Genomic DNA, 19,943 nt, shown 5'->3' on the forward strand with positions numbered 1-19,943 from the left:
CTTGACGAGCTGGCGGCGCTGTTCGGTGAAGACGTGCTACAACCCCTGCCCGTCACCAGGTTTGACATCCGGCGCGCTCCGGCGGCATTGCGGCATCTGAGCCAGGCACGCCATGTCGGCAAGGTCGTGATGAGCATGCCGGACGCCTGGGTGGCGGGTACGGTCCTGATCACCGGTGCCACCGGAATGGCCGGTTCGGCCTTGGCGCGTCACGTGGTGTCCCGCCACGGTGCCCGCAACGTGGTGCTGCTGAGCCGGCGCGGCCTGGACGCGCCGGGTGCCGCGGAGTTGGTGAGCGAGCTATCCGCGCACGGTGCGCAGGTACAGGTGGTCGCCTGTGACGCCGCAGACCGCGAGGCGCTGGCCAAGGTGCTCGCCGATATCCCGGTGCAGCGACCGCTGTCCGGAGTGATTCATGCGGCGGGGGTGCTCGACGACGCGGTGATCTCGTCGCTGACGCCGGAGCGCGTCGATGCGGTGTTGCGCGCCAAGGTCGATGCGGCGTGGAACCTGCACGAGCTGACCCGCGAGCTCGATGTGTCGGCGTTCGTCATGTTCTCGTCGATGGCCGGGTTGGCGGGAGCGTCGGGCCAGGCCAACTACGCGGCGGCCAACTCGTTCCTCGACGGGTTGGCGGTGCACCGGCGCAATCTCGGGTTGCCGGCGATTTCGCTGGCGTGGGGCCTGTGGGATCAGGCCAGCGCCATGACCGGTGCGCTGGGCGCCGCCGACCGCGCCCGGTTCGGCCGGGACGGGATCGTCGCGATGTCGTCCGGCGAGGCGCTGGAATTGATGGACACCGCCCTGATCGTCGACGAGCCGTTCATGTTGCCCGCCCACATCGACCTCGCGGCGCTGCGGGTCAAGTTCGACCACGGGACGTTGCCGCCCATGTTCGTCGATCTGATCAACGCGCCGACCCGGCGTCAGGTTGACGACTCGCTGGCCGCCGCGAAATCGAAATCGGCTCTGCTGCAGCGCCTCGAAGGGCTGCCCGAAGACGAGCAGCAGGCGGTGCTGCTGGACTTGGTGCGCTCCAACATCGCCACGGTGCTGGGCAACTCGAGCCCCGAGTCCATCGATCCGGACCGGGCGTTCCAGGAGTTGGGCTTCGACTCACTGACCGCCGTCGAGATGCGCAACCGGCTCAAGTCCGCGAGTGGACTGGCCCTTTCGCCGACGCTGATATTCGACTACCCCAATTCGGCGGCGCTGGCCGGTTACATGCACCGCGAACTCCTCGGCGCCGCCGAGCAGAACACCCCGGCCGCCGCGCCCGGGGAGGCCGAAATCCAACGAGTGGTCGGGTCCATTCCGGTCAAGCGCCTGCGCCAGGCGGGGGTGCTGGAATTGCTTCTTGCGTTGGCGAACGAGGCCGAGGGAGCCACTCAGTCGACGCCGGCCGTGACTTCCGAGAAGGACATCGCGGACATGGACCTCGACGCGCTGGTCAACGCGGCGTTGAGCGACGATGACGACGAGTAGCCTGTGAGAATCGCGATCACCGGCGCCAGCGGAGTGCTCGGCCGCGGCCTCGCCGCCCGGTTGCTCAGCCAGGGCCACGATGTCGCCGGGATCGCGCGGCACCGGCCCGAAAGCTGGTCGAGCTCGGCCGATTTCGTCGAAGCGGACATCCGCGACGCGGGAGCGGTCGAGCGCGCCATCGCCGGCGCGGACGTCGTCGCCCACTGCGCGTGGGCACACGGCAGCGAGCAGGTCAATGTCGGCGGGACGCTCAACGTTCTCGAGGCGGCCGCCGTAACCGGAACCCGGCGCATCGTTTTCCCTTCGTCGGCACACGTCTACGGCGGGGGCGACGCGCCCAAAACCGAGCATGACGCCAGAACTCCCGCCAACGCCGACGGCCGGCAGCAGGCCCGCGTCGAACAGCTGCTCGAGGATTCGGGCCGGGAATGGGTCGCCATCCGCTCCGCGCTGATTCTCGGCCGGGGCGTCGACAACTGGGTGCGCCGGCTGTTGGCGTTACCGGCGTTTCCCGCCGGGCCGACCGATCGTCGCCTGCAGGTCGTCCACCTCGACGACGCGCTTCGGCTCTTCAACCGGGCGATCGTCGACACCGAAGTCGGCAGCGGCGCCGTCAATCTCGCCGCGCCGGGCGAGCTGACCTTCCGGCGGATCGCTGCGGCACTCGGACGCCCGATCGTGCGCCTGCGCATGCGACCGGCCGAGCTGGAACTCGTGCAGAGCGCTCCGTTCCTGGATACCGCGCGGTTGCGCGAGCAGTGGGAATTCCGGCCGGCGTGGAGCTCCGCCGAGTGTGTCGAGGACTTCGCGGTCGCGGTGCGCGGCCGGGTCACCGTGGGCCGGCGGGTGGTGTCGCTGCCGTGGCGGATGACCAGCATTGGGGACCTGCCCGCCGTCGACGCGCCGAGCGGGGACGGCGTGAAACCCAATTGGGCCGGCCCGGCGGGGGATAACGGGGAGTTCGACACCCCGATCGACCCGCGCTTTCCCACCTTTCTGGCCACCAATTTGTCGGAGGCACTGCCCGGCCCGTTCTCTCCGGCGTCGGCCTCGGTGACCGTGCGCGGGCTGCGCGCCGGCGGCGTGGCCATCGCCCAGCGGCTGCGGCCCGGCGGCATCATCCAGCGCGAAATCGCGATGCGCACGGTCGCGGTGTTCGCCAACCGGCTCTACGGCGCCATCACCTCGGCGCATTACATGGCCGAGACGGTGCCCTTCGCCAAGCCCACGACGATCGTCAGCAACAGCGGATTCTTCGGCCCCAGCATGGCGTCGTTGCCGATCTTCGGCGCGGAGCGCCCGCGATCCGAAACCAGCCACCTGCGAAGGCAACTGCGTACCGTTCGCAACATCGGGGTGTTCGGGGTCAACCTGATCGGCCTCAGTGCGGGCTCGGCCGCCGACACCGACGACTTTGTCGCCGATGTCGATCGCCTGGAACGCCTTTGCGACGACGACGTCACCCGGCTCGACGATCGGCGGCTGCTGAGCCTGATCGAGCTGGCGCGCGACGAGGTGGTGCACGGCTGGGTGCTGGCCTCGGCGTCGTTCATGCTGTGCGCCGCGTCCAACGTGTTGCTGCGCGGCTTGTGTGGGCGGGACACCGCCGCGCCCGGGGGCCCCGAATTGGTCAGCGCGCGATCGGTCGAGGCAATGCAGCGGTTGGTGCTCGCGGCGCAGCGCGACCCGAAAGTCACGGCGCTGCTGGCTGAACCGGGGGAGCGGCTGGGCAAGCTGGCCGTCGAGGCGCCGGAGTTTCACGCCGCCGTGCTGGCCGAGCTGGCGCTGATCGGGCATCGCGGTCCGGCCGAGCTCGAGATGCTGTCGGCCAGCTACGCCGATGATCCCGAGTTGCTGATACGCATGGTGACCAAAGCGATGAGCGCCGCTCCCGCACCGCAGCCGGAGCCGGTCCGGATTCCGCTGCGGGCCAAGCCGATTGCGCGCCTGGCGACGCACCAACTCCGCGACCGCGAAGTCCGTCGCGACAAAGTGGTGCGGGCCAACTGGGTGCTGCGTAACCTGATGCGCGAGTACGGGCGCAGGTTGGTCGAAGCCGGAGTCCTGCACGCCGTCGACGACGTGTTCTATCTGCTCGTCGACGAGCTGGACGCGCTCCCGCCGGATGTCGCGAGCGTGGTGGCCCGGCGCCGAGCCGAACGACGCAGGCTGGCCGGCGTCGTTCCGCCGACGGTGTTCAGCGGCAGCTGGCAGCCGACCACGACGACACCGGCCGCCCTCACCACCGGGGACACCCTGCGCGGGGTCGGTGTGTGCGGCGGCCGGGTGCGCGGCCGGGTGCGGATCGTGCGGCCCGAGACGATCGACGACCTGCAGCCCGGTGAGATCCTCGTCGCCGAGGTCACCGACGTCGGCTACACCGCCGCGTTCTGCTACGCCGCGGCCGTGGTGACCGAGCTCGGCGGCCCGATGTCGCACGCCGCGGTGGTGGCCCGCGAGTTCGGCTTTCCGTGCGTGGTGGACGTTGCGGGGGCGACCAAATCGTTGCCGCCCGGCGCCCTCATCGAGGTCGACGGCGCGACGGGCGAGATTCACGTGCTCGAACCCTGATCCGTGGCGGCCAACGTCGAGTTGTTGGATCAAAACACGGTGATTTCGCCCAACAAGTCGACGCTGGGCCTAGTGCAGTCCGGCAGGCGTCATGGAATGTTGGTCGCGAGGAATGTCAGCGGCAGGCCCAAGACGGACAAGTCGACCTCTTCGAGATGGGTGCCGTCGCCTTCGAAGCTTTGCCGGAATCGTGTTGTCGCGCCGTAACGCTGGGCCACGGCCTCGGCCGCCGAGGCACCCGGGACCCGGAGCACCACCGTGTAGATCCCGTCACCGTGCCGGTCGAGGAATTCCGTCACCGACCGCGCGACCGTGGCGTCCGATCCGGCTATCGGGCTGATGAGCTCGATGCCGCGATTCCAATCCAGAGCAACCTCCACGCCGAGTTCGGCCAGCGGCACACTCTCGAAGGCGAAACCGAGATCGTTGAACATCTGCGTCATCGCGGCGCGCCGCTCCTGTGCCACCGCGAAGACGACGTGATGCAGCGACGATTGATCTTCCGTGGTCATCCCACTTCCTTCAGCCGGCCGTTAGCACTCCGTATGCAGTATCCGGCATCACGGATGCGGCGTCGCCTGCTGATGGGCCGCTTGGCGGGCGAGCCTTTCGTCGTGAATCCTGACGAGTTCGCGGAAGCCAAGCCGGTGGTACTTCGGGATCGGTTGGATGCCCCATACGTCCTGCGCGGTCGCCTTGCCCTCGGCGCCCTCGGGCGGGCCGAAGGGCGGGTACGGATACTTGCACTCCAAGGTGTCGTTGGAGTACCGAATCTTCAGCAGCTCGCTGCAGATCTCGGTCAGGCTCAGCGTGGGATAGCCGTAGTAGACCGCCATGAACGGCAACGTGAACGCACCCTCGACCACCAGCGCCACCAGGCACACCAGGACGGCCCGTTTGATCCATTTGTGCATCCGCGCGTAGTACGGCGTCGTCCCCGGCTCGAGATCTTCGGTCGGGTCTTTTTTCTCGGTGGGTGACGGTTCGGTCATTGCGGTGCTCCTAAACCTGTTCAGTCGGTGAAGATTTCGCGGTTGACGGTGTGCAGATAGGGGATGGCGAGGAAGGGGGTGATGTAGAAGATGTCATAGAGCCACCAGCCGATGACCGGGAAGACCACACCGGCGTAACGCACGTCGGCGAACATGGTCATGTTGAACACGTAGGCCGACCAGATCACCACGCCCATCCAGCAGGTGATGATCATCCATTGATGGCCCCACCGCTTCATTTGCAGGAACCCGATCGCCGCCGCGACCCGCATGGAGAACACCGTGAGGATCAGGCCCGCGACGTAGGCCTTCTCGCCGGGTCCCGCCGCGCCGCCGACCCAAAGTTCGTTGTAATGCCAGAAGTATCCGGCGTCGAACATGTTGCCCCAGCCAACCATCAGCACCCGGTTGATCAAGGTGTGGTTGGCGACCAGGTCCAGGGCCCAGCCCAGGCTGTTGAGCATTCCGTCGATCAGGACGAGATAGCCGATCAACGTCACGATCATCGGCCGGACCGACAGGCCGGCGCGCAGGGCTTGGCGCTGCAGCCAGACCCCGCGCATGAAAATGGGGAATCCGATCAGACCCGGAGCCCACATGCCCATCAGGGCCGCACCGGCGATCATCCACTTATCCGCGCGGCGCTGAGCATGGCGGGACTCGTCGTGGTGCTCCTCGAGGCTGACCGAGGAGCCGCCCGAAAGGCGGTTGAGCAGAGGGAGGTTCACAGATCCCACCACCCCCGGGCAAACGACATGTAGAGCTGGATCCCGAACATCACCGCCAGGTAGCCGTAGATGAGGATTTGGAAGACGATCAGGGCCCTCTTGCGTTTCCGCTCTTTCAGATCCATGTCGGTCGCTCCTTTCTAGGGCGAGACGGCCAGGCTGGCCGCCGCGACTTCACGTAGACCGTCGGTGACCGCACCGTCGCTGCTCAGTGGCGCGAGTATGCACGCGTCGGCCGCGTCCAATTCGGTTGCGCCGGCTGCGATCAGGTGCGCGGCCGTGACCAACACCCGCGTCGACGGTGGCTCGAAGTGAAAGGCTTCGTCGGCGGTGCGGATCGCGAGCGCGCAGTCGACCAGACGCTGCGCCGTCGCCACCGGAATTCCGGCTTCGGCGACGATCACTTCGGCCTCGCGCTCAGGCGGCAAATACGTCATCGTCAGCGTGACGAACCGCTGGCGGAACGACGGTTTGAGTTCCTTGAGCGAGCTTCGATACGCGGGGTTGTACGAACACGCCAGCATGAAGGTTTCGGGTGCCTGCACCACCTCGCCGGCGCGGTCGAGGTATAGCGAGCGCCGGTGATCGGTGAGCGAATGCAGGATCGCCAACGAGTCGTGGCGAGCCTCGACGACCTCGTCGAGGTAGCAGATCGCGCCGGCCTTGACCGCCCTGGTCAAGGGGCCATCGGTCCACACCACGTCGCCGCCGATCACCATGAAACGGCCGACGAGATCGGAGCTGGTGAGATCGTCGTGGCAGCTGATGGTCACGACGGGTCGCCGCAACCGCAGGCCCATGTGCTCGACGAATCGTGTCTTGCCGCACCCGGTCGGGCCGGTCAGCATCACTGGCAGGCGCCGGCGAAAGGCCTGCTCGAACAGCTCGACTTCGTTGCCGTTCGCGAAATAGGTATCGGTGGCGGCGTTCATGCGGCGACCAGCTCACGATGCACATGAGCCAACACCCGCGGAAGGTCCTCGACGCGCCGGATCCGTTGGGACCGGCGAGGACCGAACACCTCGGGTAGGGGATCGACCCGCGTCGGTCCGACGCCCACGTAGTACATCGACACGCCGGCATCGCTCGCTTCCTCGACGGCGTGCGCGGCGTCCGCCCAGGCGTAGCGGCCCTCATAGCCTTCGTCGGAGATCAGGCCGTCGCCGATCACGATCAGCAGGCGCCGCTCGGCGGCCTGCGCCAGCAGCCGGCTCGTCAGATGGCGAAGTGGCGCACCGAGTCTGGTGTACCCGCGGGTGGACAGGCCCAGGCCGCTCGGCGGCACGAACCGGCGGTCTTCGAAGTCTTTCAGGCAGCGCACTTCGACTCGATGACGGGTGTTGCCGGTGAATACGAAGACGCCATGACGTTCGCGCGCCAGTGTCATCGCGCGCGAAAGCGCGTCGGCGCAGGCCAATTCGAGGCGGAAAATACGCCCGCCGTGCACCCCCAGCGACGAACTGCCGTCGAGCAGCAGGGCCGTGGTGACGTCGCGGCCGCTGGGCAGCAGGTCGCGGAATATTCTCGGCTCCTTGGCCTCGCCGGTCGTCAGATCGATGTAGTGGCTGACGTATTGGTCGACATCGAGGTCCGAGCCGTCTTCGAGGCGATTTGTCATCGCGCGATGGGTGTGTTCTTCGAACCACTTGCGCACGTCGACGGTCACGGGCGCCGGACCGTGGATACGCCGAGCCTCCGCACTCTCGACGACGGCGACGTGGTCGCGCATGAACCGCTGCGTCCACTCGTTCCACTCCGGGTAGGGAATTCCGGGTCGGTGTTGCGGGGTGACGTCGAAATCATTGTCCTGCGGCCGGCTCGGCGGCGGCAGGTTCGGGTTGCGGACGCCCCCGTCGCCGCCGACGGGAACGGAGTACGGCCGCGGGATCCGTTGCTGCGTTGTAGTCCAGGGCATCCTGCCCAAGCTGCGTCGCAACTTGTCGGCCCATCCGCGCGGCATCGTGTAGGACAGCGGCAGGTTGCCCAGCAGTGGAGGGACGGTCAACGCCCGACCCGTGGCCGCCAGCGCGAGTGCCCGGTTCAGCATCTCCTCGGCACTCATGTCGGCGGCTTCGGCGGGGATCTCCGGCAACAGTCGCCTCGCCTCGGGTACCAGGCCCGGCCAGCGTGACGCGATCCAGCCGAGGGCGACGCCGGCTTCGACAAGCGTGAGGGCCCGCAGTTCGCGTGTGGACAGCTCGTTAAGCCGGTATTCGGTGATGCGTTCTTTCGACGGCGAACATTGCAGGGCCACACCGCATGTCAGCGTCCGGCGGGTCCAGTCGGACAGGGCGGGGTAGGGGACATGAACGAACGCGAGGTTGCCGTTCAACCCGAAGCTGCGGCGCTCGCCGGTGACGAGCCGAGCGCCCTCGCGACGCTGCTCGCTCAACGCCACCGCCGTCACGGCACTACTTCGTTCGAGCGCCATCGCGTGGGTGTCGGGGCCTTCAGCCATCGTCGGTAGCACTCAGAACGTGCCGATGTTGGAGAACAGCCAGTACCAGAACCAGATGATCAGGCCGGTGCCGCCCCACGCGGCAACGTAGCGAAGGATTTCCCAGAGATAGCCCACGTTCTGACCTCCTCAAAGGCTCTCAGTCGGTGAAGATTTCGCGGTTGACGGTGTGCAGATAGGGGATGGCGAGGAAGGGGGTGATGTAGAAGATGTCGTAGAGCCACCAGCCGACGACCGGCAGCACGACACCGGCGAAGCGCACGTCGGCGAACATCGTCATGTTGAAGACGTAGCCGATCCAGATCACCACGCCCATCCAGCAGGTGACGACCATCCATTGGTGGCCCCAGCGCTTCATCTGCAGGAAGCCGATCGCGGCGGCGATGCGCATCGTGAAGACGGTCAGGATGAGCCCGACTTCCCAGGCCTTTTCCCCAGGGCCCGCCGCGCCGCCGACCCAGAGCTCGTTGTAGTGCCAGAAGTAGCCGGCATCGAACATGTTGCCCCAGCCGTTCAACAGCACCCGGGCGAGCAGAGTGTGGTTTGCCACTAGATCGAGCGCCCACCCCACGGTATTGATGGCCGCGTCGATGATGACCAGATAGCCGAGCAGGGTGACGAGCATCGGCCGAACCGAGAGCCCATCCCGTTGCGCCCGGCGCAGCAACCGCACGCCCCAAAGGAACAGCGGCAGCCCGAAGATGCCCAACGCCGCGGTGCCGATCAGCAGACTGCCGGAGATCAGCCATTTGTCGGCTCGGCGCTGCGCAAGCTGCGACCGCTCCGCGTGCTCGTCGAACGTCAGCCCCGGTAGAGCGGGGCCCCGCTCGTGCAGCTTCGGCAGATTCACGAACCCTCCCCGTCATCGAGGCCGATCGCGCAGGTGCATTGCACTATAACAGGCTGACTTAAGTCAACAAAAGAGCCGATGCGGCCCCAATTGTCCGCCGTAGGTGGCGCAGCAGCATTGACAGGCCACCGATATCCAACGAGTCAGCAGAGACCGCCGGGGTGGTCCGAACTCAATTGCTGACAGCAGTCAGGTTAGTGACCGTTGACACGATGTTGACGAAGCGCCTACGCTCAGCCGCTCAGGCCAAAGGAGTAGCAATGACGCCCAATTCGCCGGAAGAGAAGAAGTACCGCGTAATCCAATGGGGCGTAGGCAATGTCGGAACAGTCGCGCTGCGTCACTTCGCCCACAACCCCGCCTTCGAGGTAGTCGGGGTGCTCTGCAATCGCCCCGAGAAGGTGGGCAGGAACGCCGGCGAGCTCGTCGGCGTCGCGCCAATCGGGGTGCTTGCCACCACCGACAAGGCGGCGATCGAAGCGCTGGACGCGGACTGCGTTTTCTACGCGCCGCTGTGGTCGGATCCCGACGAGGTCTGCCGCCTGCTGCGCGCGGGCAAGAACGTCGTCGCGTCGGGTGGCGCGTGGTGGTTTCGCACCGAGCACAGTCAGGCCGACATCGACAAGATCGACGCCGCGTGCCGCGAGGGCGGGACGTCGTTCCACGCGGGCGGTGTCAACCCCGGCTTCGCCGGAGACCTGCTCGTCCTGACGCTGGCCCGCATCGTGAGCCGGATCGACGCCATCCACATCTACGAGGTGGTGAATTTCGGCAAGGACACCTTGAAGTACCTGCACGAAATGGGGATGGGGAAAACTCCCGAAGAGTTCATGGCCGGGCCGAACCTGCTGGGCAACGCCTGGCCACTGTTCGCCCAATCGATGGCCATGGTGGTCGACGGCCTGGGGAAGACGGTCGAGAAGTACACGACGGACGTCGAGCTGGGAACGGCGATCCGCGACATCCCCTTTGAAGGCGGAGCGACCAGCGACATGCCGGGCTTCAAGGGCTCGATCAAGAAGGGCACCGTCGCCTCCCAGCATCACAAGTGGACGACGTGGGTCGACGGCAAGCCCCTCATCACGTTCCACGAGATGTACACCATGGACGAATACGATGCCATTGAGCCGCAGCCGGATTGGGGCGGACATTATCACTACCGCATCGTGATCGAGGGTGACGAGCCCACCGAGCTGATCCTGCAGGCGCCGGCGGATCCGCAGGGCAACTACCCCAAGCCGGGCTACACCTGGACCGCGATGGGCCCGGCGAACACGGTTCCGGCCGTGTGCGAGGCCGCGCCGGGATTCCTCACCCACAAGGAGCTCGGGCTGGTGCCGTTGCGCGGCCTGGTGCGCTCGTAGCGTCGGGCGTTGCGGCGCAGGCCTTTTGAAGCGTGGTCAGGGCTGCAAGCTGCGCAGCGCACGCGCCACGTAGTCTTCCAGCAGATCGTGGCCGGTCGGCCAGTGGTTCGTGGTGATCAACAGAGAGTAGAGACCCAGCAGGAAGAACACCGCGCTGTTCATCGGGTTGACTTGCGGATCCGTTTCTCCGCGCTCTTGGGCAAGCGCGATTTCCTGCGCGACCAAGACGACCAAGGGGTGATCCCGGCCGTCCTCGGTGGGCGGGCGGGTCTGGGAGAAGTGCAGCGCGAGAAAGTCATTGAAGAGCAGATAGCCCAATCGACGTTCCAGCCCGACCACGACGCGGACCGCCTCGTTCAACGCGGCGGCAAGATCGTGCTCGGACTTCAGGAACTGCGCGAACTGCTTGGCTATGCGGTCCTCTTCCCGGCGCTCCAGCTCCAGCAGCACATGCTCCTTGGTGGGAAAGTGAAAAAAGAAGGTGCCGTGGGCGACTCCCGCGGCGGCCACGATGGCGCTGACGTCGGCCTCGGCCATCCCCGCGCGGGCGAACTCCGCGATCGCGGCGCCCATCAAGCGCTCCCGCGTCTGTAAGCGCTTGGCTTCGCGCACAGACACCCGGTCCGTCACAGCCATTTCTTTCCTCACGGTTGACCCGACTCATACCAGAGCAGCGAGGCTAACAGATCATTATGCCGTGTTCCCGCCAAAAAGGCTTGCACAACTTGATCACTATCGAGACGTCGCGCGCCGCGACAGTGCCAACCTCGGCAAATTTGTTGACTTTAGTCAGCAAGGTTCCTAGATTGAAACCGCGACACCACGCACCATCCCCGAAGGAGCCCGGCATGGCGTTGGAGCAATTCCGGCTGGATGGACAGGTCGCGATCGTCACGGGCGCCGGCAAGGGTGTTGGGGCAGGCATCGCACGGGTGTTGGCGGAGGCCGGGGCGACGGTTGTCGGGACCGCACGCACCGAAGCGGATATCGTTGGCACGGTTGAGGGTATCGAGGCCGCGGGCGGCAAGGGGCTGGCGCTCGTCGCGGACGCGATGAGCCGTCCCGACGGCGAACGCGTCGTGAACACGGCCGTGGAGCGCTTCGGGCGCATCGATATTCTGGTCAACAATGTCGGCGGGGCGACGTACGCGCGGTTCCTGGATATCACCGACGAAGACTTCCGGCACACCTTCGACTGGTGTGTGACATCGGCTTTCATCATGAGTCAGCTCGCGGCCCCGCACATGCTCAGCGCCGGACGCGGCTCCATCATCAACATCTCGTCGGGCTCGGCCCGATTCGGCATCCGGGCGCTGACCGCCTATTGCGTGGCGAAGGGCGGACTCGAAGCGCTCACCCGCGCCATGGCGCAGGAACTCGCGCCGAAGATTCGTGTCAACGCCATCGCACTCGGGTCGTTCGCCACCGACGGACTGCAGAGCAGCCTGGACCTGATGCCTGGGTCGCTAGAGAAGATGCAGGAGAACACGCCGCTGCATCGCCTGGGCGACGTCGAGGACCTCGGACGGCTCGCGGTGTATCTATCCACGCGCGATTGCTACGCGACCAACGCCACCTTCCACGTCGACGGCGGCATCGACTCCAACAATTCGCCGCTGCCGATACCGGACTACTGACCCGAACCGCGATTCAACGCGTCATGATGGGTCATCACCCACCAGTGAAGATGAGGTAACCGTGCGCAGAGTCATTCAATTCTCGACCGGCAACGTGGGCCGGCATTCACTGCGGGCGATCATCGGCCGGCCGGATCTCGAACTGGTCGGCGTGCACGCCGCAAGCCCCGACAAGGTCGGCAAGGACGCGGCGCAGCTGTGTGGACTCGACATACCGACCGGCATCGTCGCCACCGACGACATCGACGCCCTGGTCAAGCTCGGGGCGGACTGCGTCGTCTACACGGCGCAAGGGGAGACCCGTCCGATGGAGGCCATCGAACAGATGGCCAGCTTCCTGGCGGGGGGTACCAACGTCGTCGGCACGTCGCTCGTCTGGCTGGTCACCCCGCATCACGCCGAAGACTGGTTGCGGGTGCCCCTGGAGCGCGCCTGTGCGCAAGGCAATACCTCGCTCTACGTCAACGGCATCGACCCCGGCTTCTCCGGCGACACGCTGGTGCACGCTGCGGTCAGCCTGACCACCCGCGTCGAGTCGATCACCGTGCAGGAGATCTTCGACTACGGCAACTACGACGATGCCGAGTTCACCGGTGCCGCAATGGGATTCGGAAGGACAGCGGACGACGAGCCGGCGATGATGTTCCTGCCCGGGGTGATCGTCGCGATGTGGGGAGGCCAGGTGCGCAGCCTGGCCGACCATCTCGACGTCAAACTCGACGATGTGCGCCAGCGCGTCGAACCGTGGTACACGCCGGAGCGCATCGACTGCATGATGATGACGGTGGAACCGGGGCAGATGGCCGCGGTGCGATTCGCCACCGAGGGCGTCCTCGACGACAAACCGGTGATCACCCTCGAGCACGTCACCAGGCTGACCACAGCGGCGGCACCGGACTGGGAATTCCCGCCCGAGGGCCACACCGGCGTCCACCGGGTCGTCGTGGAGGGTGAACCGCGGGTGGAAATCAACACCCACGTTTCTCATCCGCTTTTCGATTCCACTGATGCCGGCTGCATCTCGACGGCGGGTCGCGCCGTCAATGCGATCGATTGGGTGTGCCGCGCGCCCCAGGGCCTGGTCAGCGTGGAGGACATCCCGCTCTCGGCGACGATGCGCGGCGCGATGTGGAGCGAGCGTTAGATGCGCGTTGCCGGAAAACGCATTCTGATTACCGGCGCCGCTCGCGGTATGGGCCGCGGCCACGCGCTGCGGCTCGCCGAAGAGGGCGCGGACCTGATCCTGGTCGATATCTGCCAATCCCTGCCGCAGATCGAATACGCCTTGGGCACAAAGGAAGACCTCGACGAAACGGTGCGATTGGTCGGCGAGTTCGGCCGCCGCTGTGTGAGTTACGTCGTCGACGTCCGCGACGACCAACAGCTGCGCTCGGCGGTCGACGACGGCGCCGGACAACTGGGCGGCCTCGACGGGGCGGTTGCGAACGCGGGCGTGTTGACGGTGGCGCCCTGGGACAGGACGACCGCCGATCAGTGGCGCACGGTGGTCGACGTGAACCTGATCGGGGTGTGGAACACCTGCGCGGCGGCGATACCCCACCTGCTCGAGCAGGGCGGTGGCAGCCTCGTCAACATCAGCTCGGCCGGCGCCCTCAAGGGATTTCCGCTGCAAACGCCCTACACCGCGGCGAAGTACGGCGTCGTTGGATTGACGCTCGCGTTGGCCAACGAACTGGCCGCGCAGAACGTGCGCGTCAACACGGTGCTTCCGACCGGTGTCCCCACCGGGATGGTCCCGCCGTCGTTCGGACCGCTTCTGGGCGAGCAACGGTCCGACCTGATCCCGATCTTCGTCAATGCGATGCCGACGCCGGCCGTCGAGCCCGTCGACGTCAGCAATGCGGTGCTGTTCCTGCTATCCGATGAGTCGCGGTATGTGACGGGTCTGCAGTTCAAGGTCGACGCCGGGGTGACCATCAACTAAACCGCTTACAGCGGCCAGCTATTCGGCTCCGTCGTGTAGCGCAATGCGGCGGCGGGCGGCAGCGGCTCTCTCTTGTTGGTCGAGATGGCATCGACGACGAGTGCGACGTACCGTCGCCAGCCATCGCTGTCCGCATCCATCGTCGACAACACGCTGTAGAGCATCGCGACGAGGCGGGGTAGGTCATCGGCGACCAGATCGGCGCGAATCCGGCCGACTCGCTGGCCTTCTCGGACGAGGTCGCCGAGCGCCTCGTTGAGCGAAACCGAGATGTCGGACGTGAGCGACCCGGCCCGATGCGCGGCGGTCAGCAAGTTCTGCTCGCGCGCGCCCAGCGCTATCGCCGCCTCGATCAGTTGGGTGAGGCCGCGCAACGGGTCGTCGACGCGGCGGGCGCTGTCGATCACCGGTGTGAGGTCCTCGGCGACGCTTTGATCCAGGGCGGCCCGGACCAGGTCGGCTTTGGTCGGGAACCGGCGGTAGAGGGTTCGCTCCCCGACGCCGGCCCGGCGCGCGACCGCCTCCACCGGTGCGTCGGGCCCGAGCTCGCCGTACACGTCCCGCGCCGCGCGCAAGATGCGCTCGACGTTGCGCGCCGCGTCCGCCCGCAACGGTCGGTCTTCGACCGCGGTCATGGTGACAGCCTAACTGACGGTTGACTGTCAATTGGCTGGGCTCTACGCTCGGATAATTGACAGCCCTCTGCCACTTAACAGGAAATGCCGCTGATGTCAACAACTTCCGAATGCTGCGCCGACGCCGATCTTCCTGTGCTGCCCCGGCCGCGAGCCGCGCGTTGCCCGCTTGCGCCTCCGGCAGAGTTCGCGGATTGGCGGGAGCTGCCCGGGCTACGCGAGGCGATGTTCCAGGGCAACCGGGTCTGGGTGGTCAGCCGCTACCAGGACATCAGGGCGGCGCTGGTCGATCCGCGCCTGTCGGCGAAGACCATTCCGGACTCGATCATGCCGAAGGACGAAGACAACAAGGTCCCGGTGATGTTCGCGCGGACCGACGATCCCGAGCATCAACGATTGCGGCGCATGATGACCAGCAACTTCACCTTCAGGCGTTGCGAATCAATGCGGCCCCAGATCCAGGACATGGTGGACCACTATCTCGCCCGGATGATCGAGCACGGCGCGCCGGCCGATCTGGTGCGCGAATTCGCGTTGCCGGTGCCGTCAATGGTGATCGCGCTGCTGCTGGGCGTGCCGCCCGAAGACCTCGGGCTCTTCCAGCACAACACCACGAAGGGGCTTGACCAGAGGTCCTCCGACGAGGAAAAGGGACAGGCCTTCGGGGCCATGTACGCCTACATCGAGGAGTTGGTGCAGCGCAAGGAACGCGAACCCGGTGACGACTTGATCAGCCGCCTGGTGACCGAATACGTGGCGACGGGCCAACTCGACCATGCCACGGCGGCTATGAACGCCGTCATCATGATGCAGGCCGGCCACGAAACCACCGCCAACATGATCTCGTTGGGAACGGTTGCGCTGCTGGAACATCCGGAGGTATTCGAGCGACTCGGACAAACCGACGATCCCGCCGTCGTGGCGAATATCATCGAAGAGCTGATGCGGTATCTCACCATCGTGCACAGCCAGGTCGATCGCGTGGCGACTGAAGATCTGATGATCGCCGGCCAGCTGATTCACGCCGGGGAGTACGTCATGATGAACCTGCCCGCCGGGAACTGGGACGCCGAGTTCGTCGACAATCCGGAATCGTTCGACCCCGACCGAAACCCCCGCGGTCACCTGGGCTTCGGGTACGGTGTGCATCAATGCATCGGGGCAAACCTGGCCCGCGTCGAGATGCAGGTCGCGTTCGCCACGCTGGCCCGCCGGCTACCCGGGCTCGAACTGGCGGTAACGCCGGCGGAACTGAGGTTCAAAGACGCGAATATCTACGGCATGAAAGAACTTCCGGTGAGCTGGTGACCGGCGAGCTGAGGTTCGACAACCAGGTCGCCGTGATCACCGGCGCCGGCGGCGGGCTGGGGAAGCAGTACGCCCTGTTGCTGGCCTCACGCGGCGCGCGCGTCGTCGTCAACGACACGGGTGGGTCGGTGACCGGCGACGGCTCGAACGCCGCGGCGGCACACGCCACCGCGGAGGAGATCCGCCGGCACGGCGGCCAGGCCGTCCCCGACACCCACAGCGTGACGACTCCCGAAGGCGGACAGGCGATCATCGACACCGCGCTCAACTCGTGGGGGTCGGTTGACATCGTCATCAACAACGCGGGAATCGTCGGCGACGCGCCGTTCGCGGACATGACCGCCGATCGGCTCGAACCCCTGATCGACGTGCACCTCAAGGGCGCGTTTTACGTGACGCGACCCGCGTGGACGGTCATGCGCGGGCGGCGCTACGGCCGGATCCTGAACACCTGCTCGGCCGCCGGAATCCTTGGCGCCGAACGCATGAGCAACTACGGCGCGGCCAAGACCGGATTGATCGGCTTCACCCGGGTGCTGGCGGCCGAAGGGGCCGACCACGGCATCAAGGTCAACGCCATCGCCCCGATCGCGCACACCCGGATGCTGGCGCACTCCATCGACGGCGCAACCGGCCATCACGACGACGAGGCGGCGCAGGAGGTGCTGGAAGACCTTGCGGGCCAATATCTTCAGGCGCTCGACCCGGCGCTGGTGGCCCCGGTCGCGGCGTTCCTGACGCACCAGGACTGTCCGGTTTCCGGAGAGATCTACACGGTCGGCGCCGGGCACGTCGCGCGCTTCTTCATCGGCAGGACAACGGGTTTCTACCGTCGCGGGCTGTCCATCGAGGACGTGCGCGATCACCTCGACGAGATCCGCGACGAAGCCGGCTACACGGTTCCGGGCGGCCCGGCGGACGAGATGAGCGAACTGTTCGCAACCGTCGCCACCCGGCCGGGCTGACGTTCAGCCGGGCCGGCGGATCAGACGCCAGATCATGAAACCGGGCGCCGACGGCGGCGCCGAGTACCAACGCGCACAACACGGTCTGGAACGTGTCGATGAGCAACCAATTGGGCTCATACGATCCGGTGGCGCCGACGCACTCGAAACTCACGCTGGTCCCCGATTGGCCGGGTTTGTAGCTGTAGTTGGCGGTGTCGTACGCCAGCTGGCATTCCCGGTCGCACACGAAGGGGCTCGTCCACAGCGCGCTCGACGGCATCGTGGCGGTGAGCGACGCCGCGGCGCCGATGCAGATACCGAGCGTTCCGACGATCGCCCCGATGCGATCGGGCCACCCGCGCAAACCCAGCGGCCGCCGGCGGGCCTGCGCCACTTGGTGTCTCGAGCCGACCTGTTGCGAAAAACCGGGCGGCGACGCGGTACCGGCGAAAGCGATCAGGCTCCCACAACGACTCCGCGTATTGGCGGGCGCGGTCGGCGCCTTGCGCCGTTTAGTGGTTATGGCCCCCGGCCGCCTTGGCCTCGGCCAGTTGACGTTCCAGCGCGGCGATGCGTTTTTGCTCGGCGAGCTGCCGTTCCAGCTCGGCGATGCGCTGCTCGGGATCGTCGGCGTCCATCGGCAAATGGTCCCACGCGACGCGCCCAGCGTGGGGTTGTTGGGCCGAAACGTCGTGATCTCACGCAACAAGTCGACGATGGTCGAACAAAAGCTCAGCACCTGAACGCCGTGCCGACTCCGTCCGGCGGTGGCACCGAGTTCAGGCAGCCGAACAGCTGTATCCCGGCGGTGGCCAGGCGCACCGCGGACTGATGCGCGTAGTTCACGCAGAACAGGCCCGTTTGGTCGGCGCGACACCGAAACTCGCCGAAGGACAGCGAATCCCCGTTGGCCAGCTCGCTGCCGTTGCCGTTGAGGAACGGTCCGGGGTCGGCGCGCGTCGACCCGACCTGGAGGTTGGTTCCGTCGAAGTCGACCCAGCCGCCCTTCCATTCGCCGTAGGCAGTGTCGGGGCGGGGTGGGGGACTGGTCAGGTCAACCAGGCACGCCAGCGCGCCGCCGGTGTGCTTGGAATCGGTCATGCACGAAACTTTGCCGGCTTGGCTGGTGAGGGCGATGTCGTTGCCCAACGGCGTGGTGGCGCCGTCGCGGGTCGCGGTGTGATAGCGGCCCGGATCTGCGGGATGACCTGCTTCGATCCACGCGATGACGTCGGAGATCGCGGCGCCGGACCCCGGCGCGGCGGACGGAGCCGGGGATTTGCTGCTCGACGGTCCGGCCGACGTCGTCGCCGACGTGCCCGCCGACGATGGCGTGCTGGTCTGCGGCTGGCCCGAGTTGCCCCCGATATGCGAGCATGCGGCAACCAGCAACGGCAGTGCGACCAGCGCGGCGATCCGCATGCCGCCAGGCTAGCCGCCGCATCCCACGATTCGGTCGCTAGCCGCGCGGTATGGCCGTGGTGTCGGCTACCGTCACTGGTATGCATGAGCGCACCATTCGCGCCCGCACGACCGCCGGAATCGTCGAGGGGTTCACCCGCGACGGCGTACACCGCTGGCGATCCATCCCGTACGCCCGGCCGCCGGTTGGGCGCCTGCGGTTCCGGGCGCCGCAGCCGCCGCTGCCCTGGTCGGGGGTGCGACATTGCCACGGCTTCGCCAACTGCGCGCCCCAGCAGCGCCGCTACACCATGCTGGGGTTCGGCCGATACCAGCCGATGAGCGAGGACTGCCTCACCCTCAACGTCGTGACGCCCGAACACCGCGACCACGAACCGATGCCGGTCATGGTCTTCATCCACGGCGGTGGATACTTTCTGGGTAGCTCGGCCACGCCGCTGTACGACGGCGCGGCGCTGGCTCGCCGGGGCTGCGTGTACGTATCCGTCAACTACCGGTTGGGCGCGCTGGGCTGTTTGGATCTCTCGTCCCTCTCCACGCCGGACACCCCCATCGAGAGCAACTTGTACCTGCGCGACCTGGTGCTGGCGCTGCGATGGGTACGGGACAACATCGCCGAAGTCGGCGGCGACCCCGACAAGGTCACCGTCTTCGGCGAGAGCGCGGGCGCGTGCATCACCGCCACTCTGCCGGCGGTTCCCGCCGCCGCAGGCTTGTTCGCTCGGGCGATCTCGGAAAGCCCGGCGTCGGGTTTGGTGCGGTCGAAAGAGGTTGCCGCGCAGTTCGCGACGCGGTTCGCCAACCTGCTCGGGGCGCGTGAGAAGGACGCCGCCGAGGTGCTGATGCGGGTTTCAGCGGCCCAACTGGTCGATACCCAACACCGACTGATCGACGAGGGCATGCGGAACAGGCTGGGCGCCTTCCCGATCGGCCCCGTTTTCGGGGACGACATGCTGCCGATGGATCCCGTCGAGACGATGCGGCGCGGCGAGGCGCATCGGGTGCCCATGATCGTCGGCACCAACGCGGAGGAGGGGCGGCTGTTCACCCGCTTCCTGGCCATGCTGCCGACCAACGCTTCGATGGTGGAAGAACTGCTGGCCGACGCGGATCCCGCTGCCCGCGAACGCATTACCGCCGCATACCCGAACTTTCCCGGACGAGAGGCGTGCATCCAACTCGGTGGGGACTTCGCTTTCGCCTCGGCGGCCTGGCAGATCGCCGAGGCCCACGGCATGCACGCGCCCACCTACCTCTACCGGTACGACTACGCCCCCCGCACGCTGCGCTGGTCCGGTCTCGGCGCCACGCATGCCACCGAGTTGCTCGCGGTTTTCGACATCTATCGCACCCGGCTGGGGGCGCTGCTGACCGCCGCCGCCGATCAGCGGGCGGCGCTGCGCGTCAGCAATCAGGTGCAACGGCGTTGGCGGTCGTTCAGCCACACCGGCGTGCCGGGCGACGACTGGCCCACCTATAGGGCCCCCGATCGTGCCGTCATGGTCTTCGACCGAAAGACGCGCGTCGAGTTCGATCCTCACCCGCACCGCCGGATGGCCTGGGACGGCTTCTCACTGGCGCGTTGACCTGGCACGCTGACG

The 19,943-nt window shown here is 66.7% G+C and carries 20 protein-coding genes; 9 read left to right on the top strand and 11 right to left on the bottom strand.

Annotated features, from left to right (window positions below; genetic code table 11):
* Both JO059_RS02875 and JO059_RS02880 read left to right on the top strand, forming a co-directional pair.
* A partial coding sequence (locus JO059_RS02875; protein WP_293314613.1) for an SDR family NAD(P)-dependent oxidoreductase occupies nt 1–1,485 on the top strand: 1,485 nt, incomplete at its 5' end.
* Between the two features lie 3 nt (nt 1,486–1,488).
* Entirely contained in the window at nt 1,489–4,056 is a 2,568-nt protein-coding gene (locus JO059_RS02880; protein WP_293314614.1) for a sugar epimerase family protein, read from the top strand.
* 89 nt (nt 4,057–4,145) lie between these two features.
* On the opposite strand, the gene JO059_RS02885 is transcribed toward JO059_RS02880, so the two are convergent.
* The 7 genes from JO059_RS02885 to JO059_RS02915 all read right to left on the bottom strand — a co-directional run bounded on the left by JO059_RS02885 (nt 4,146) and on the right by JO059_RS02915 (nt 9,069).
* The gene (locus JO059_RS02885) at nt 4,146–4,568 is read right to left on the bottom strand and encodes a hypothetical protein (protein ID WP_293314615.1); all 423 of its coding nucleotides are present in this window, start codon (nt 4,566–4,568) and stop codon (nt 4,146–4,148) included.
* Between the two features lie 48 nt (nt 4,569–4,616).
* Entirely contained in the window at nt 4,617–5,048 is a 432-nt protein-coding gene (locus tag JO059_RS02890; RefSeq protein ID WP_293314616.1) for a hypothetical protein, read from the bottom strand.
* Between the two features lie 20 nt (nt 5,049–5,068).
* Nucleotides 5,069–5,776 (bottom strand): hypothetical protein, encoded by a 708-nt coding sequence (locus tag JO059_RS02895; RefSeq protein ID WP_293314617.1) that lies wholly within the window; start codon nt 5,774–5,776, stop codon nt 5,069–5,071.
* The gene (locus tag JO059_RS02900) at nt 5,773–5,901 is read right to left on the bottom strand and encodes a hypothetical protein (protein ID WP_293314618.1); all 129 of its coding nucleotides are present in this window, start codon (nt 5,899–5,901) and stop codon (nt 5,773–5,775) included. Before JO059_RS02900 ends, JO059_RS02895 begins: the two co-directional genes overlap by 4 nt.
* Before the next feature lie 15 nt (nt 5,902–5,916).
* Nucleotides 5,917–6,708, bottom strand: coding sequence for a CbbQ/NirQ/NorQ/GpvN family protein (locus tag JO059_RS02905; protein WP_293314619.1), 792 nt, complete (start codon nt 6,706–6,708; stop codon nt 5,917–5,919).
* On the bottom strand, nt 6,705–8,234 hold the full coding sequence (locus tag JO059_RS02910; protein ID WP_293314620.1) for a MorD protein: 1,530 nt from the start codon (nt 8,232–8,234) through the stop codon (nt 6,705–6,707). Before JO059_RS02910 ends, JO059_RS02905 begins: the two co-directional genes overlap by 4 nt.
* Before the next feature lie 139 nt (nt 8,235–8,373).
* Nucleotides 8,374–9,069, bottom strand: coding sequence for a hypothetical protein (locus tag JO059_RS02915; protein WP_293314645.1), 696 nt, complete (start codon nt 9,067–9,069; stop codon nt 8,374–8,376).
* Nucleotides 9,070–9,344: 275 nt separating this feature from the next.
* On the opposite strand from JO059_RS02915, the gene JO059_RS02920 reads away from it, so the two are divergent.
* Nucleotides 9,345–10,448 (top strand): dihydrodipicolinate reductase, encoded by a 1,104-nt coding sequence (locus tag JO059_RS02920; RefSeq protein ID WP_293314621.1) that lies wholly within the window; start codon nt 9,345–9,347, stop codon nt 10,446–10,448.
* Nucleotides 10,449–10,484: 36 nt separating this feature from the next.
* Here JO059_RS02920 and JO059_RS02925 read toward each other — a convergent pair whose 3' ends face one another.
* Nucleotides 10,485–11,084, bottom strand: coding sequence for a TetR/AcrR family transcriptional regulator (locus tag JO059_RS02925; protein ID WP_293314622.1), 600 nt, complete (start codon nt 11,082–11,084; stop codon nt 10,485–10,487).
* Nucleotides 11,085–11,296: 212 nt separating this feature from the next.
* Here JO059_RS02925 and JO059_RS02930 point away from each other — a divergent pair, with 212 nt between their 5' ends.
* From JO059_RS02930 to JO059_RS02940, 3 genes are all read left to right on the top strand, one after another.
* A complete protein-coding gene (locus JO059_RS02930) occupies nt 11,297–12,085 on the top strand; it encodes an SDR family oxidoreductase (protein ID WP_293314623.1) in 789 nt (262 codons plus the stop codon).
* A gap of 61 nt (nt 12,086–12,146) precedes the next feature.
* On the top strand, nt 12,147–13,229 hold the full coding sequence (locus tag JO059_RS02935; protein WP_293314624.1) for a dihydrodipicolinate reductase: 1,083 nt from the start codon (nt 12,147–12,149) through the stop codon (nt 13,227–13,229).
* The gene (locus tag JO059_RS02940; RefSeq protein WP_293314625.1) at nt 13,230–14,030 is read left to right on the top strand and encodes a mycofactocin-coupled SDR family oxidoreductase; all 801 of its coding nucleotides are present in this window, start codon (nt 13,230–13,232) and stop codon (nt 14,028–14,030) included.
* A 5-nt stretch (nt 14,031–14,035) separates the two neighbouring features.
* Here the strand turns inward: JO059_RS02940 and JO059_RS02945 are convergent, their stop codons facing one another.
* Nucleotides 14,036–14,665 carry a TetR/AcrR family transcriptional regulator gene (locus JO059_RS02945; RefSeq protein WP_293314626.1) on the bottom strand — a complete coding sequence of 210 codons (630 nt, stop codon included), beginning with the start codon at nt 14,663–14,665 and terminating at the stop codon, nt 14,036–14,038.
* A gap of 93 nt (nt 14,666–14,758) precedes the next feature.
* Between JO059_RS02945 and JO059_RS02950 the strand changes: the two genes are divergently transcribed.
* Nucleotides 14,759–15,973 carry a cytochrome P450 gene (locus JO059_RS02950; RefSeq protein WP_293314627.1) on the top strand — a complete coding sequence of 405 codons (1,215 nt, stop codon included), beginning with the start codon at nt 14,759–14,761 and terminating at the stop codon, nt 15,971–15,973.
* Nucleotides 15,970–16,938 (top strand): SDR family NAD(P)-dependent oxidoreductase, encoded by a 969-nt coding sequence (locus tag JO059_RS02955; RefSeq protein WP_293314628.1) that lies wholly within the window; start codon nt 15,970–15,972, stop codon nt 16,936–16,938. The genes JO059_RS02950 and JO059_RS02955 overlap by 4 nt, the downstream gene beginning before the upstream one ends.
* 494 nt (nt 16,939–17,432) lie before the next feature.
* On the opposite strand, the gene JO059_RS02960 is transcribed toward JO059_RS02955, so the two are convergent.
* Both JO059_RS02960 and JO059_RS02965 read right to left on the bottom strand, forming a co-directional pair.
* Entirely contained in the window at nt 17,433–17,558 is a 126-nt protein-coding gene (locus JO059_RS02960) for a hypothetical protein (protein ID WP_293314629.1), read from the bottom strand.
* Nucleotides 17,559–17,652: 94 nt separating this feature from the next.
* Nucleotides 17,653–18,342, bottom strand: coding sequence for a hypothetical protein (locus JO059_RS02965; protein WP_293314630.1), 690 nt, complete (start codon nt 18,340–18,342; stop codon nt 17,653–17,655).
* Between the two features lie 80 nt (nt 18,343–18,422).
* Here JO059_RS02965 and JO059_RS02970 point away from each other — a divergent pair, with 80 nt between their 5' ends.
* Nucleotides 18,423–19,928, top strand: coding sequence for a carboxylesterase/lipase family protein (locus tag JO059_RS02970; protein ID WP_293314631.1), 1,506 nt, complete (start codon nt 18,423–18,425; stop codon nt 19,926–19,928).
* Nucleotides 19,929–19,943: the final 15 nt, after the last annotated feature.

The sequence above is a fragment of the Mycobacterium sp. genome, from assembly GCF_019247615.1.
Taxonomy (GTDB): Bacteria; Actinomycetota; Actinomycetes; order Mycobacteriales; family Mycobacteriaceae; genus Mycobacterium.